A 15,202-nucleotide genomic window follows, 5' to 3' on the forward strand; every position below is an offset into this window, starting at 1 on the left:
ATCATGCGCATCGAGGCCATGAGAAATTTAACGGCATGCCGCGGTGGTACGCTGAATTTTCCCCGGTAAGGCGTTCAAGGTTATTTTGGCGCGGCAGGTTTTCGCCCCCCACCTTACAGTGATAGTGTCCCCATCATTCAGGCCGCTCATATAAACCTCGCCATCGCTTCCCACAATGCTCATCGTGTCGCTTTCGTTAAGCTTTACCATTGCGCCAAAGGGCACCGGCGAGTTTTGATACAGGAGCGTTATCAAGGCCCTGTACCCCGTTCGCGCGTTGAATGTGGCGCGCACCACGGCACCGCGCGTCGGCACAACATTGACCACGGATTCGGCCACATCCACGTCCGGTCCCAGCGAGCCGGTGTCTATCGCAATCCGGTTTTCCTGGTAGGCGCTGGCATAGGGCACCACCGCGTAGCCGCGCCAGTCCGTTCTAACGCCGGGGTTGTTGCGTACCCTTACGCCGGGCGCGCCCTGCGCCTCCAGCAGCACAACGGTATCTCCCAGCGGCTGCGAGAAGGTCACGCCGTGTTCATGACCCACGATCCCCCCCTGCAGGCCGAAGTTCAGCTGGCTATTCTGTCGGCTATGGTTGTAACCCGCGCTCACGGTGCCGTAGCCGCCCTTATAGGTTCCACTCACGGCGCTTCTCGACTCCCCGCCCGACGAGGTATAGCCCTGCTGGACCAGGTAGCTCAGGTTGTTATCGGCAAGCGCGGTGCCGCTCAGCCCCACCTGATGCGTTTCAGGACCGTTCTTTTGCATATTCACGCTGTAGCTGGCCCAGCTTTGCGGTAGCCATTTGCTCAGCGGCACCTGCAGGCTAAAGGCCAGAATCTGGTCCTTACGGTTTTTGCCCGACGTTTCACTGTAGGTGTAGCCGAGCGAGTAGTTGATGTCGCTGATACTGGTGTTAAAGCCGGTGCTGACGTTGCGCTCATAGCCTCGCTTGCTCCAGTAGTCCTGCTGATAGGCCGAAATATAAAAGTTTCCCCAGCTCTGCAGCGACTGGCTGAGGTTGAGCTGCAGTCGGCTTCGCTTGTTGTAGCGCTGGCTGCTAAATTCATTCACTTCCTGGAAGGTATAAAACCCTTCCGTAGAGTAGCGATAGCTGGCGAGCGTCACGGTGGTAGCGGTCGTGGCCACCGTTTTCGAATACTGCACGCGATAGGACTGCCCGCGGCTGCGGCGTTTTTTCTCATCATCAAGCTGGCTGTCGGCAACAGTAACGTCAGCCGACAGCGAGCCAATGTCGCCAAAGCTGAGACCCGTACCGAGCACGCCAGACGCATAGTTGCTCGCCCCCAAAACGCCACCGTACAGCGTGAGATGATTGGAGAGGCCATAGGCCAGCGTGCCCAGCCCAAATGAGGGGGTTTCCGCGCCATGCTTCGTTGTTCGATACTCCCCTGCGCTCAGCGCATACTTCACGCGGCCTTCCCGCAGCATGACGGGAACCGCAGAGAATGGCTGCACGAAATGCTGGACGCTGCCGTCGGCTTCGGTGACGACAATGTCCAGATCGCCGCTCGCCGAGGTAGGATAGAGATCGCGAATTTCAAAGCTGCCGGGCGCCACGTAAGTTTGATAAACCGTGTAGCCGTTTTGCTTCACGGTGACCGTGGCGTTGGTGCGGGCGATCCCTCGAATGACAGGAGCGAAGCCGCGCATGCTCTCCGGCAGCATGGTGTCATCAGAAAAAATCTGCGCACCGCGAAACATCACGCTGTCAAACACGTCGCCCGGGGTACTGGTTTCCCCCACCTGGAACTGCCCCCTCAAAAACTGGACGTCGCGGCTCAGGGTCGTATTCAGCGACGAAAACGACTGTTTCCCGTTGTTCTTGGTCACGGTGCTGTAGTTGCGCAGGCGCCACGGCCCCGCGTTAATACCGCTTTGCAGGTTGGTATAAAGCTGATCCTGCGTCTCACCGTCCCGGCTCCAGCTGCGCGACCCGTTGATGCTGTAATTGACCAGCAGCGCAGAAATGCCCTGGTTCCAGAGCGACGGATCAACGGTGCCGCGCGCGCGCGCGTTGAGCGCCGATTGCGGGATAGAGATGTCCAGCCTCTGCCTGTCAAAATCCAGCCGGGCGGTAGCGTCCGGTATGAATGCGCCGGGGTCGGTAATAATCGTCTCGACCGGCAGCATGGCTAATTCAGGAAATGCTTTAACCCTGACGCCGAGCGACTCAAGCTCTCTGCGGTTAAGTTCCGGCGCCAGCCCGATGCCGTTTACAGGAACAAAAGAGATATTTTCCGTTCGGATATAATTTTCATTAAGCCAAATTTCTACCCTGTAGGTGCCGGGTAACTGCTCTCCGCGCTCGAAGCGGCCCAGATCGATGCCCTGGGAAGTCGAGTGTATTTTTTCAAGCGCATCAGCCATAAAATAGAGTTCGCCCGCGCCCGCGGGAAAAACGCCCGAAATAAAAAGCGCTATCGTCGAGAGTCGACTTACGCGGTGAGGCCACGAGCCAGAGAAAAAACCATATCGGGAATAAGAAACAATATTCACTTTGCTTACCTGCGCGAGTGACATAGCGTGTTGTTAATATTTTTTATTTCAGCATCTGGCGCTTTTCTGTCGTTACGCCACCAAAATCATTTATGGCTTTCCACGCCACCTGCTTTCCACTGCCGGCGACCGTTACGGAACTCAAGGGGGAAATCATTGGCGGCGGCGCGATCGTTTTATTGCCAACCGTTAATGAATAAAGAGAAACGTAGAACGGCGTCGGATTATTAATCACCAGGCGTTCGCCGCGCGGTTCAAACGTCAATCGCGTCCATGCCTCACCCGCATTTTCCGACGCCAGGGCCGCAGGCCGGTAGAAAAGCTTCATGCGCGTCTTAACGGCAATAAGCAGCCTGTTCTCATCTGACCGGGTCATTGAGGGAATTGATTTTACGTTAAGCCAAAATACAGACTCTCGGTTTTCAGGCAGCGACGTCTCGCCGGTATAAATGACCCGCAGCGTATTTTCATGACCACCGTCGAGGCGGAACATCGGTGGCGTGACGATAAAAGGAACCTGCTCCTTCGAGTTTTCGCTTAATTCAATCCATGACTGAATTAAATAGGGGACAGCATCCTTACTGTTACTCACAGGGAGTGAGGCTTCGTTTTCAGCTCCATTATAAATTAAGCGCGTTCCGCCAACGGTTATGCTGGCCTGGCCCGGCAGGGAGAGTAGGCAAGTGCCTAATAATACAATCGTTCGAATAAGTTGACTCATCATACTTCCCCGATATTCCAGCAGGAAAAAATGGGGCGTACCCTAGGTACGCCCGGCTTATTACTGATAGGTAATGGTAAAATCTGACGTTGCGTTTGCCGTACCCGCAACCACGGCAGCCTGCGTTGCCTTATATTTTGCCACGAAGGTCATTTTGTTGCTGTTAGCAGGATCTTCGCCTGTGCTGGTGTCAAGCGTGATGCTCTTAGACTGGGTCGCCAGCGGGATTGCGGTGATGCCATCTTCTTCATAGAACGCCACACCGACGCCTTTAGCCGTTTGACCGCTGTTCAGCGCAAGAATATTGGTGTCGCTGCTGTCCGCCGTGCCGTCAAACTTAACGGAGGCAGAGGTGACGGCCGCAGGGCAGTTATTCAACACAATGCTAAAGCGGGTTGCGGCAGCAACGGCCCCGGCCGCGTTGAACGAGCTCTTTGGAATTTTACCAAGGTTAACGGTCTGGTTCGCCGTATTGGTATCAATCGTACAGGCAGAATCCAGAATGGTGCCTGTAAAGTTGATCTGTCCATCGGCTGCACTGGCGGCAAAGGTTATTCCAGAAACGGCTGCTGCCATAACCATATTTCGAATGACACTGTTTAACTTCATTTGCATAGCTATATATCCTTAGGATTGAAGGTATCTGCGCAACGTTCACTGTTGCGCAGGAAGAGCGGAACTGGACCGCTAAATTTATGTTCGTTTAAGCCAATAAATAGACGTTATATCGTTATGAGCATCTCAGGCTTTGCGATGATAAAAGTAAAATAAGTTGTTTCATCTCCAGACCATTGCCTAACGCCAGTCGACTTCTAACATAGTAATTTTTGTTAATTTCGTATTTATTTTTAATTCGGCACTGGCTCGTCGATTTATCATAAATTTTCAGGAGAAAGTTCAAATGGTCGTCCGACAGTCGCGTCGACAGCCTCTGATACAGCACGTCTTTTAATACGCAGGGGTTTTCATTCGCCCGATGTTTAGAGGCGCGCTCGCACAGCTGCTTGAGATCCTTAAGCGTAGTAACAAGGCGGAAGAATTTTAAAAAGCCGTTCTCCGCATTGTTCTCTGGCGCAATAAAATAGGTAAGGCGCATTAATCCCCTCGCCGCAAGGCGATAATAGAGCCATCGGATATTCTCGCTACTTTCTCCTATTGTATCGATGAGAATGTAAGATTTATCCAGAATGGTCGCGCTTACTAAGAACTCCAGCCGATTGTCAAAATAAAATATTTCTCTATTGGCTGAGTTCAATGTTTTAATTGCCTGCCTCATGGCAAAGTTTCTTGAAAAAACTAATAGCACCGTCAAAACTCATTCCTTATGAAATTTATCATCGTCAATGTGAAGGAGGTTTTACAACATATATCCGTTCTAACGAACCGCAGTCGATTTTGTACGCTTTCCCATAGATTCTGGTAAAAGGATATCGTTCAAAGCCCACGGTATTAAATGCGTTCTGGATTTTCTTCATCATGGACAACAAATAGGATTTCGAGCACCGTAGTCCATAATCATCAAACACGTGTATGATGATGTCATTATCGTAGACAATTTCGTTATCCATCCCCGCCAGGAGATACTCGAACAGTCTTGCTTTCGTCATGCCGAATCTTTTAATACGTCCATTCTTGATATTGATAAGCGTTCTGGTTGAAAGCCGGTACTCAAGATGATGAAAAATCGTGTATCCATACAGAAGCTCGTCAGAGACAAAAGGCACAAAGACTCCTTAGAAGTTTATCATTCTCATTTCCATGTCGGCGTCTTCTCCATTCGAAAGGGTTTCGGTGTTCATCTGATGCACTGAAATGTTATTAAAATGAAGAAAATGTGACAATGAGACTAATTTATCAAAGCAAAACACTGTAAAAAATATTAAATGCGATATAAAAAACCACTTAATTTGATTTTTTAAGTTTAAAAACACAAATGTTTCATTTATGTTTTTCATTGCCGCACACAGAAACAAAAATTTCACATCAATATATTTATCTAAAATTAACGAACAATTAGCAATAAAACCCACAAAAAATAAACATTTATTTATAATCAATAAGTTACAATGATATCCCACCCCTGTTAAACCTAGTCTTAATAGGGTTAAATTAGGATTTTTCGTGACATCTTTTGCGATTTTCCCAAGTGAAAGCTGACAAATACTGAACATTCTTTACATTCAAAACAGTCCAGGCAATTCCAAAAATCACATTTAAATAAATAAAATCAAAAACTTGAGTTATTAACCGTTCCCAGATCAATTTTCTCGTCGCAAATTAACAATAATGGTCACGGCTTCATGCAGGCAAAAAAAAGGGCAAGGTTTGCTAACAACCTTGCCCGTAGATCATCGGAAGACGTTTGAAGGAAATCAGGTATCCGGGAACATCACGCTATTCCCCGGCGCTTCCCTGTGCAGATGGATAAAGTTCAGGTGGCGCTCGTACTGGTCCAGAATGTCCGTAATCACCTGCTCCTTGCTGTAGTCCATCAGGTCGTTCCCCTGGCTACCTTCCAGCAGGAAGGTTTCCAGCCGATAGTAGGTCGATTTCCCGCTGCGCGCCCGGTAGGTAAACCCGGGCACGGAATACTGCTGCGGCCAGATCTGGTAGACGAAGTTTTGCTCGTCGCCCATGTGCACCAGCAGATCCAGGTGCCCCAGGTTTTCGCCTTCATCCGGCGGCAGATTTTTCAGCTCCACGTAGGCACCCCGCAGGCGCAACTCCTGTGCGACTTCCTCCATCGCCGGGAAGCAGACCGTCTCCATCATCTGTTTGGTGTAGCGCGTGCCCGGGTAGTTCATCAGGCGCGACAAGCGCTTTTTCCAGCTCAGCCTGTCCTGCGCGCCCATCGGACGCGGCGCGGTATCACGGCTGGCGCTGACGCGGCGGTAGTCTTCCACTTTGAGCGATTTATACAGCCCGGCCATCACGAAGAAGATGACGAAGCTAAACGGCAGGCCCATGATCACCGTCGTGTTCTGCAGCGCCGAAATACCGTTGGTCATCAGCATGCCGAGCGTCAGAAGACCGATGGCGACCGACCAGAAGATGCGCAGCCAGTTCGGCGCGTCGCTGTTGATGTCCTTCAGCTTCGAGGTGAAGTTGCCCAGCACCAGCGCGCCGGAGTCCGCTGAGGTGACGTAGAACAGCAGCCCGGTGATGGTCGCCACGGAGGCGCTAAAGGTAAATGCCGGGTACTGCGCCAGCAGGCTGTAGAAGCCGCGCTCCGGGTGCGCCATCGCTTCCTGAGCAAAACCGGCATTGCCGTGGATGATCTCGTGCAGCGCGCTGTTGCCGAAAATCGACAGCCACAGCAGGGTAAAGGTGAACGGGATAATCAGCGTGCCCATCACGAACTGGCGAATGGTGCGCCCGCGCGAAATTCGCGCCAGGAACAGGCCGACAAACGGAGACCACGCTACCCACCACGCCCAGAAGAACAGCGTCCAGTTATTCATCCACTCCACCGGACGGTCGAAGGCGAAGCTATTGAGCGTCATCCCCATAAAGCGGTTCACGTAGTCGCCCACGTTCAGCACTAAGGCATTGAGCAGGAACGAGGTGTCCCCCATAAACAGCACGAACAGGATCAGGCCCAGCGCCAGCGCGACGTTCAGCTCGGAGAGCACGCGGATGCCCTTGTCCACGCCGGAGGTCACCGAGATGGTGGCGATAATCACGGAGAGCGCAATCAGCGCCGCTTTCGCCGCCATTGAATCCGGAATATCAAACAGCACGCTTAGCCCGTAGTTGAGCTGCACCACGCCGATACCGAGCGTGGTCGCGATGCCGAAGATGGTGCCAATCACCGCTGCGATATCAACGGTGTGACCAATCGGCCCGTTAATTTTTTTGCCAAAAATCGGGTACAGCGCAGAGCGGATAGTGAGGGGCAAATTATAACGATAGCTAAAGTATCCGAGCGCCATCCCCATCAGGGCATACATCGACCAGCCTGTCAGGCCGTAGTGGAACAGCGTCCAGACCATCGCCTGGCGCGCGGCCTCCATCGTCTGCCCTGCCCCTTCCGGCGGCTGCATATACTGCGTGACCGGTTCAGCTACGGAGAAGAACATCAGGTCGATGCCGATACCCGCAGCAAACAGCATTGCGGCCCAGCTCAGCAGGCTGAACTCGGGCTTGGACTGCTCTGGCCCAAGCTTCACCGAACCGAAGCGCGAGCAGGCGATGCAAACCACGAAGACAATATAGAGCGTCGCCGCCAGAAGATAGTACCAGCCAAAGGTCTTCGACACCCAGTTCAGCGTGTGCCCAATCCACTCGGCGGAAAAATCACGAAAGAAGATCGTCGTCAGGGAAAACAACAAAATCAGCCCGGCGGAAGTATAAAAAACGACCGGGTTGATTTTGTCTTTTTCTCTGTCTTGTGAAAGGTCTGTCATCCAGTATCCCCACTGTTTTTGTAACTATTAAAATCCAAATCCGCAACAATTAAGACACATTTTATATTGAACGTCCAATCAAAAAACGCTTTAATGTATTACCAACGCTGATGAATGGAGTGGCAACAATGCCCAAAGTGGGGATGCAGCCGATCCGGCGCAGGCAGCTTATTAACGCCACGCTGGAAGCAATAAATGAAGTGGGAATGCACGACGCAACCATCGCACAGATCGCCCGTCGGGCGGGCGTTTCCACGGGGATAATCAGTCACTATTTCAAAGACAAAAACGGTCTGCTGGAAGCGACCATGCGCGACATCACCGGGCAGTTGCGCGATGCGGTATTAAGCCGCTTGCACGCCCTGCCGGACGGCAGCGCGGAGCAGCGATTACAGGCGATTGTCGGCGGCAATTTTGATGAAACCCAGATCAGCAGCGCGGCAATGAAAGCCTGGCTGGCCTTCTGGGCGAGCAGCATGCACCAGCCGATGCTCTACCGTCTGCAGCAGGTCAGCAGCCGCCGCCTGCTGTCGAACCTGGTGTACGAGTTCCGCCGCGAACTGCCGCGCGAGCAGGCGCAGGAAGCGGGCTACGGGCTGGCGGCACTGATCGACGGGCTTTGGCTGCGTGCCGCACTGAGCGGCAAACCGCTGGATAAAACGCTGGCCCAGTCGCTCACCAGCCACTTTATCAGCCAGCATTTACCGACCGAATAACCGAGGAGAGAGTATGTCCCGAATGGCAGAACAGCAGCTTTATATCAATGGTGGTTATACACCCGCCACCAGCGGTCGCACCTTCGAGACCATCAACCCGGCCAACGGTGAAGTCCTGGCGAGCGTTCAGGCCGCCGGGCGTGAAGACGTCGACCGCGCCGTGGAAAGCGCAACACGCGGGCAAAAAATCTGGGCGGCGATGACCGCCATGGAGCGCTCACGCATCCTGCGTCGCGCCGTGGATATCCTGCGCGAGCGTAACGACGCGCTGGCGAAGCTGGAAACCCTCGATACCGGTAAAGCGTATTCCGAAACCTCGACCGTAGACATCGTCACCGGCGCGGACGTGCTGGAGTATTACGCAGGGCTGATCCCGGCGCTGGAAGGCAGCCAGATCCCGCTGCGCGACACCTCATTCGTCTACACCCGCCGCGAGCCACTGGGCGTGGTGGCGGGCATCGGCGCGTGGAACTACCCGATCCAGATCGCCCTGTGGAAATCGGCCCCGGCGCTGGCGGCGGGCAACGCGATGATCTTCAAGCCGAGCGAAGTGACGCCGCTCACCGCCCTCAAGCTTGCCGAAATCTATACCGAAGCGGGTCTGCCGGACGGCGTGTTTAACGTCCTGCCAGGCGTAGGCGCGGAGACCGGCCAGTACCTGACCGAGCATCCGGGCATCGCGAAGGTCTCCTTTACCGGCGGCGTTGCCAGCGGCAAAAAGGTGATGGCCAACTCGGCGGCCTCGTCCCTAAAAGAGGTGACGATGGAGCTGGGCGGCAAATCGCCGCTGATTGTTTTCGACGATGCGGATCTGGATCTGGCGGCAGACATCGCCATGATGGCCAACTTCTTCAGCTCCGGTCAGGTCTGCACCAACGGCACCCGCGTGTTCGTGCCCGCGAAATTTAAGGCCGCGTTTGAGCAGAAAATCGTTGAGCGCGTGAGCCGCATCCGCGCGGGCGATCTGTTCGATGTGAAAACCAACTTTGGCCCAATGGTCAGCTTCCCGCACCGCAACAGCGTGCTGCGCTACATCGCCAAAGGTAAAGAAGAAGGCGCGCGCGTGCTGTGCGGCGGCGACGTGCTGAAGGGCGAAGGGTTTGATAACGGCGCGTGGGTGGCCCCGACCGTGTTCACCGACTGCACCGACGAGATGACCATCGTGCGCGAAGAGATCTTCGGCCCGGTGATGTCCATCCTCACCTATGAAACCGATGAAGAAGCGATTCGCCGCGCCAACGATACCGACTACGGACTGGCGGCGGGTATCGTCACTGCCGATCTGAACCGCGCCCACGGCGCGATTCATCAGCTCGAAGCGGGCATCTGCTGGATCAACACCTGGGGTGAATCCGCCGCAGAGATGCCGGTGGGCGGTTACAAACACTCCGGCATTGGCCGCGAGAACGGCGTTATGACGCTGCAGAGCTACACCCAGGTGAAGTCCATCCAGGTTGAGATGGGTAAATTCCAGTCCATATTTTAACCGGGAGGTTTATTTGCAATTTGACTACATCATTATCGGCGCCGGCTCTGCCGGCAACGTACTGGCAACACGACTGACTGAAGATCCGAATACCACCGTGCTGCTGCTTGAGGCGGGCGGACCGGATTACCGCTTTGACTTCCGCACTCAAATGCCTGCCGCGCTGGCGTTCCCGCTGCAGGGCAAGCGCTACAACTGGGCGTATGAAACCGAGCCAGAGCCGTTTATGAACAACCGCCGCATGGAGTGCGGGCGCGGTAAAGGGCTGGGCGGTTCGTCGCTGATCAACGGCATGTGCTACATCCGCGGTAACGCGATGGATCTGGACCACTGGGCGAAAGAGCCGGGTCTGGAGCACTGGAGCTATCTCAACTGCCTGCCGTACTACCGCAAGGCAGAGACGCGCGACGTAGGCCCGAACGACTACCACGGCGGCGACGGTCCGGTGAGCGTTACCACCTCCAAACCGGGCGTGAACCCGCTGTTTGAGGCGATGGTGGAAGCGGGCGTGCAGGCGGGCTACCCGCGCACGGACGATCTCAACGGCTACCAGCAGGAAGGCTTCGGCCCGATGGACCGCACGGTCACGCCGAAGGGCCGACGCGCCAGCACCGCGCGCGGCTATCTGGACCAGGCAAAGCAACGCCCGAACCTGACCATCCGTACCCACGCCATGACCGACCGCATCCTCTTTGAAGGCAAGCGCGCGGTGGGCGTCGAGTGGCTGGAAGGCGAAAGCACGATTCCGTCGAAAGCGACGGCGAACAAAGAGGTGCTGCTGAGCGCAGGCGCCATTGCCTCCCCGCAGATCCTCCAGCGTTCCGGCGTGGGCAGCGCGGAGCTGCTGAAGCAGTTCGATATCCCGCTGGTGCACGACCTGCCCGGCGTGGGCGAAAACCTGCAGGATCACCTGGAGATGTACCTCCAGTACGAATGCAAAGAGCCGGTCTCCCTCTACCCTGCCCTGCAGTGGTGGAACCAGCCGAAGATTGGCGCCGAGTGGCTGTTTGGCGGCACCGGCGTGGGGGCGAGCAACCACTTCGAAGCGGGCGGGTTTATCCGCAGCCGCGAGGAGTTCGCGTGGCCGAACATTCAGTACCACTTCCTGCCGGTGGCGATTAACTACAACGGTTCGAATGCGGTAAAAGAGCACGGCTTCCAGTGCCACGTCGGCTCCATGCGCTCGCCGAGCCGCGGCCACGTGCGCATCAAGTCGCGCGATCCGCATCAGCATCCGGCGATCCTGTTCAACTACATGTCCCACGAACAGGACTGGCAGGAGTTCCGCGACGCGATCCGTATCACCCGCGAGATCATGCATCAGCCTGCGCTGGACAAGTACCGCGGTCGCGAGATCAGCCCGGGCGTCGAGTGCCAGACCGACGAACAGCTGGACGAGTTCGTGCGCAACCACGCCGAAACCGCCTTCCACCCGTGCGGTACCTGTAAGATGGGCTATGACGAGATGGCGGTTGTCGACGGCGAAGGCCGCGTTCACGGGCTGGAAGGGCTGCGCGTGGTGGATGCGTCGATCATGCCGCAGATCATCACCGGTAACCTGAACGCCACCACCATCATGATTGGCGAGAAGATTGCAGACGCCATTCGCGGGCGCGAACCGCTGGCGAAGAGCACGGCCGCGTATTATGTCGCGAACGGGGCGCCGGTTCGCCGCTGAGGGTGCCCCCTCACCCTTACCCTCTCCCCACAGGGGAGAGGGAATAAACGTCTCCTAAATTTATTTTCATTTCCCTGCATCCACTTTCCACCCTGCCTTCGTATATGGGTATGTGAGCAACCCCTTTGCTCCCCAATCCGAGGAATGATGATGAAAAAGCTAACCCGTGTTGCATTCGTAACCAGCGCTTTACTCTTCTGTGCAGGCGCATCAGCAGCCATGACGTCTGACACCGTGATGGTGGGCGGAGCGGCAATGTTCCCGAGCAAAAATATTGTTGAAAACGCCGTGAACTCGAAAGATCACACGACTCTGGTGGCCGCTGTCAAAGCTGCCGGACTGGTGGATACGCTACAGAGCAAAGGACCGTTCACCGTGTTTGCGCCGACCAATGCGGCGTTTGCGAAATTACCCGCCGGTACGGTCGATAACCTGGTCAAACCCGAAAACAAAGCACTGCTAACCAGCATCCTGACCTATCACGTGGTTGCCGGTAATTACGATATGAAAGCGCTGGAGCAGAAAATTAAACAGGGTGGTGGTCGCGCGGAGCTGAAGACCGTTAACGGTCAGCCGCTGTGGATCATGAGCAACGGCCTGCACAATATTCAGCTTAAGGATGGTCAGGGCAATGTGGCAAACATCAGCACCTACGACGTTCATCAAAAAAATGGCGTAATCGATGTCATTGATACCGTTCTGATGCCTAAGTAGTTGTCTATACTTCGGAAGTGTGCCGTTGCCTTTCGGGAAAAACATGGATAACGCGCTGGCTGAACAGCAGCAGAAATTAATGCAGGCGGTCGCGAAAGGCGATCGCCGTGCATTTGAACAACTCTACCGACTCACCTCGCCGCATCTGTTTGCCGTCGCGCTGCGCATGTTGCGTGACCGGGCATGGGCAGAAGAGATCCTTCACGACTGTTTTCTCACGGTCTGGAGTAAAGCCGAAACCTATAACGCCGCCCTCAGTTCCCCGATGACCTGGCTTACGCATATTGTTCGCAACCGCTGTATTGACTGGCTGCGTTGCGGGCAAACCCGGGCAGCCGACCGCGAGACGCCGTATACCGACGCGCTTCTGCCGAGCGAGAATGACGAGCAGAACAACTGGCACGACGATGTGCAGGCAGAACGGCTCAGGCATTGTCTCGAACATTTGAGTAGCGAGCAGCGCCAGAGCATTACGCTCGCCTACTATCAGGGGATGTCTCACAGCGATATTGCCGACTGGCTCCAGCAGCCTGTGGGCTCAGTGAAAAGCTGGATACGTCGCGCAATGGATCATCTCCGGGAGTGTGTGGGGCTATGAATAACGCAGAAAAACGCGACGACATGCTGGCAGCAGAATATGCCCTCGGCACCCTGCGGGGAGGCGCGCGGCTTCAGTTCCAGAAAAGGCTTGCCAATGAGCCCGCTCTGGCCGCCCGCGTAGCGTACTGGCAGGAAATGCTCAGCACGCTCGATAGCCATCTTGTCCCCATTCCTCCCCCTGAGTCGGTGTGGAAAAAAATTGCCCTCGAACTGCCGTCTAAACAACCGTTGCGCAACCATCGACCTTACCTCGGCTGGATGGTGGCAGCCGGTCTTGCCGCCTTTAGCGTCGTGACGTGGTATTCCACCCGCGCGCCGACGCTCGCACCGCTGATGGTGCTCAACGATGCCCAACAGCACGGGCAGTGGGTCGTGAGTGCGGACAGCCGCCGTCAGCAGCTGAGTATTGCTCCTCTCGGACCTGCCGCCGTCCCGGCGCAGCACAGCCTGCAGCTTTGGCTGATTCCGACCGGACAGAACCCTGTCTCGCTGGGATTGCTGCATAGCAGCATACCGACGAAGGTGACCCTCAGGAACACAACGCTTCCTCCTGGCGCCACGATAGCGATAAGCCTTGAACCAGAGGGCGGATCACCCACAGGCTTGCCAACAGGCCCGGTGCTTTATAGTGGCAAAATCTAATCCTTAGGCCTTGTTCGCAGGGCCTCCAGCGTCACCCCATTTCTTTTTATATTATTCTCGCTTACATATAAGAAATAAACGTTAGGCATGCAATCCGTTTAAATATTAAAAATATGATATTGACAGACTCTTCCACACTCCATTAAGTTTTAAACAGCCATCATTTTATTTCCGATACACAATATATCAAAAATCCGCGTTAATGAATTTGTCATTATTCATTAACACCTCCCTGCCTTTTATTTTTTGCATTACTCAACAGCGAGATAAGATCATGAATAACAGTGCAAACAACGTTGTCGTTATCACCGGCGCCAGCAGCGGCATCGGTCAGGCCATTGCCCTGTATTTAGCGAATAAGGCCTTTTCGCTGGTGCTGGTGGCGCGCCGCCTCGACAGGATTAATGCCCTGGTGGATCAGATTATCCAGCAGGGCGGCAAGGCGATTGCCGTGAAGGCCGATGTCACCCGTCAGGAAGAGGTTCAGGCCGCCATCGATGCCGCTGTGACGGCCTACCAGCGCGTGGACGTATTGATCAATAACGCCGGTTACATGGCGATAGCCCCCCTCAGCGAGCGCAAAACCGACGAGTGGGACAAGATGATTGATACTAACCTGAAGGGCGTGCTGTACGGCATTGCCGCGGCGTTACCGGTGTTCCAGCGTCAGGGTAGCGGACACTTTATTAACGTGGCTTCCGTTGCGGGTATCAAAGTGCTTGCCCCCGGCGGCGTCGTTTACAGCGCCACTAAATTTGCCGTTCGCGCCCTGAGCGAAGGGTTACGTCAGGAGGTGGGGAAAACTATCCGCACGACGCTTATTTCCCCCGGCGCCGTCGAAAGCGAACTGCAGTTCGGCAGTTCTGATAAAGACAGCCTGGCGTTTTTGCACGAATTCTATAAGCAGGCTATTCCGGCTGACGCCATTGCCCGAGCCGTTTTATTTGCCATTGAACAGCCTGGCGACGTTGATATTAATGAAATTGTGGTTCGTCCGACGCAGGAAGAATTTTAGCATGCCTTAAATAACGCTAAATGAGGTGTCATCATGATTAAATCATTAACGTCTATATCAGATTGAAATATGCGGACGGGTGCCGATATTTTCCTTGAACTTCTGGAAAGAGAAGACATAGAAAATATATTTGGCACTCCAGAAGAGCAGCGTGGTTGCCATTGCCGACGGCTATGCCAAAGCCTCGGCAAAACGGGCTTTATCAATTTGCATACCGCCAGCGGTCCAGGCCACGCCATGGGTGTCCAGTCCGGAGAAACCAACCTGATTGAAATTGCCATTTCCTCAGAGTAATTATCCGTTCCAGCTGTACCCTACATACAAGACTTATAACCGAAATGCCTCAAGCCGCTTGATCTGCCGCCCTTCGCCGTCAAAATTCTCCGCAGCCAGCCAGGCGCACAGCTCTGCGTTTCTTTGCGGCCATTCGCCATCAATAATGGAGAGCATATCGCTGTCGCGATTACGCCCTTTGCGCACGAGTTTCTGCCGCAGGCGACCTTCCCAGACAAAACCCAGCCGCTCCGCCGCATTGCGCGAGGCAATGTTCATTGAATCGCATTTCCATTCCAGTCGACGGTACTTATGCTCAAAGGCATTTTTCAGCAGCAGCCACACCGCCTCGGTACCCAAACGCGTGCCCTTCATTTTGCGCGACCAGGTGACATGGCCGATTTCCACCGAGCCGAGAAACCGCTCAATCG

At 54.8% G+C, this 15,202-nt stretch carries 14 protein-coding genes; 8 read left to right on the top strand and 6 right to left on the bottom strand.

The features are described from left to right. Positions 1-27 precede the first annotated feature (27 nt). From L977_RS18590 to betT, 5 genes are all read right to left on the bottom strand, one after another. Positions 28-2,391 carry a fimbria/pilus outer membrane usher protein gene (locus tag L977_RS18590; protein ID WP_047626529.1) on the bottom strand — a complete coding sequence of 788 codons (2,364 nt, stop codon included), beginning with the start codon at positions 2,389-2,391 and terminating at the stop codon, positions 28-30. A gap of 172 nt (positions 2,392-2,563) precedes the next feature. Further along, entirely contained in the window at positions 2,564-3,244 is a 681-nt protein-coding gene (locus tag L977_RS18595; RefSeq protein ID WP_047626530.1) for a fimbrial biogenesis chaperone, read from the bottom strand. Between the two features lie 57 nt (positions 3,245-3,301). Further along, entirely contained in the window at positions 3,302-3,856 is a 555-nt protein-coding gene (locus tag L977_RS18600; protein ID WP_045281639.1) for a fimbrial protein, read from the bottom strand. Between the two features lie 115 nt (positions 3,857-3,971). Beyond that, positions 3,972-4,547, bottom strand: a complete 576-nt coding sequence (locus L977_RS18605; RefSeq protein ID WP_230278590.1) for a hypothetical protein — start codon at positions 4,545-4,547, stop codon at positions 3,972-3,974. Positions 4,548-5,613: 1,066 nt separating this feature from the next. Then, a complete protein-coding gene (betT, locus tag L977_RS18620; RefSeq protein WP_023332337.1) occupies positions 5,614-7,647 on the bottom strand; it encodes a choline BCCT transporter BetT in 2,034 nt (677 codons plus the stop codon). Between the two features lie 128 nt (positions 7,648-7,775). Between betT and betI the strand changes: the two genes are divergently transcribed. The 8 genes from betI to L977_RS24355 all read left to right on the top strand — a co-directional run bounded on the left by betI (position 7,776) and on the right by L977_RS24355 (position 14,792). Further along, positions 7,776-8,363, top strand: coding sequence for a transcriptional regulator BetI (betI, locus tag L977_RS18625; protein ID WP_014882933.1), 588 nt, complete (start codon positions 7,776-7,778; stop codon positions 8,361-8,363). A gap of 13 nt (positions 8,364-8,376) precedes the next feature. Further along, positions 8,377-9,849, top strand: coding sequence for a betaine-aldehyde dehydrogenase (betB, locus tag L977_RS18630; protein WP_047626532.1), 1,473 nt, complete (start codon positions 8,377-8,379; stop codon positions 9,847-9,849). A gap of 13 nt (positions 9,850-9,862) precedes the next feature. Further along, positions 9,863-11,527 (top strand): choline dehydrogenase, encoded by a 1,665-nt coding sequence (betA, locus tag L977_RS18635; protein ID WP_023332335.1) that lies wholly within the window; start codon positions 9,863-9,865, stop codon positions 11,525-11,527. Between the two features lie 150 nt (positions 11,528-11,677). Then, positions 11,678-12,241: a fasciclin domain-containing protein gene (locus L977_RS18640; RefSeq protein WP_014882930.1), complete on the top strand. Its 564-nt coding sequence runs from the start codon at positions 11,678-11,680 to the stop codon at positions 12,239-12,241. Positions 12,242-12,284: 43 nt separating this feature from the next. After that, on the top strand, positions 12,285-12,839 hold the full coding sequence (locus L977_RS18645) for an RNA polymerase sigma factor (RefSeq protein ID WP_023332333.1): 555 nt from the start codon (positions 12,285-12,287) through the stop codon (positions 12,837-12,839). After that, positions 12,836-13,483: an anti-sigma factor gene (locus L977_RS18650; RefSeq protein WP_047027606.1), complete on the top strand. Its 648-nt coding sequence runs from the start codon at positions 12,836-12,838 to the stop codon at positions 13,481-13,483. Before L977_RS18645 ends, L977_RS18650 begins: the two co-directional genes overlap by 4 nt. A gap of 274 nt (positions 13,484-13,757) precedes the next feature. Then, a complete protein-coding gene (locus tag L977_RS18655; protein WP_047626533.1) occupies positions 13,758-14,498 on the top strand; it encodes an SDR family oxidoreductase in 741 nt (246 codons plus the stop codon). Positions 14,499-14,567: 69 nt separating this feature from the next. Next, positions 14,568-14,792: a hypothetical protein gene (locus L977_RS24355; RefSeq protein ID WP_231070121.1), complete on the top strand. Its 225-nt coding sequence runs from the start codon at positions 14,568-14,570 to the stop codon at positions 14,790-14,792. 33 nt (positions 14,793-14,825) lie between these two features. Here L977_RS24355 and L977_RS18660 read toward each other — a convergent pair. Next, positions 14,826-15,202 (bottom strand): GNAT family N-acetyltransferase (locus L977_RS18660; RefSeq protein WP_047626535.1); only part of this gene is annotated, 377 nt, incomplete at its 5' end.

Source organism: Enterobacter sp. ZOR0014 (assembly GCF_000798855.1).
GTDB classification, from domain to species: Bacteria; Pseudomonadota; Gammaproteobacteria; order Enterobacterales; family Enterobacteriaceae; genus Enterobacter; species Enterobacter kobei.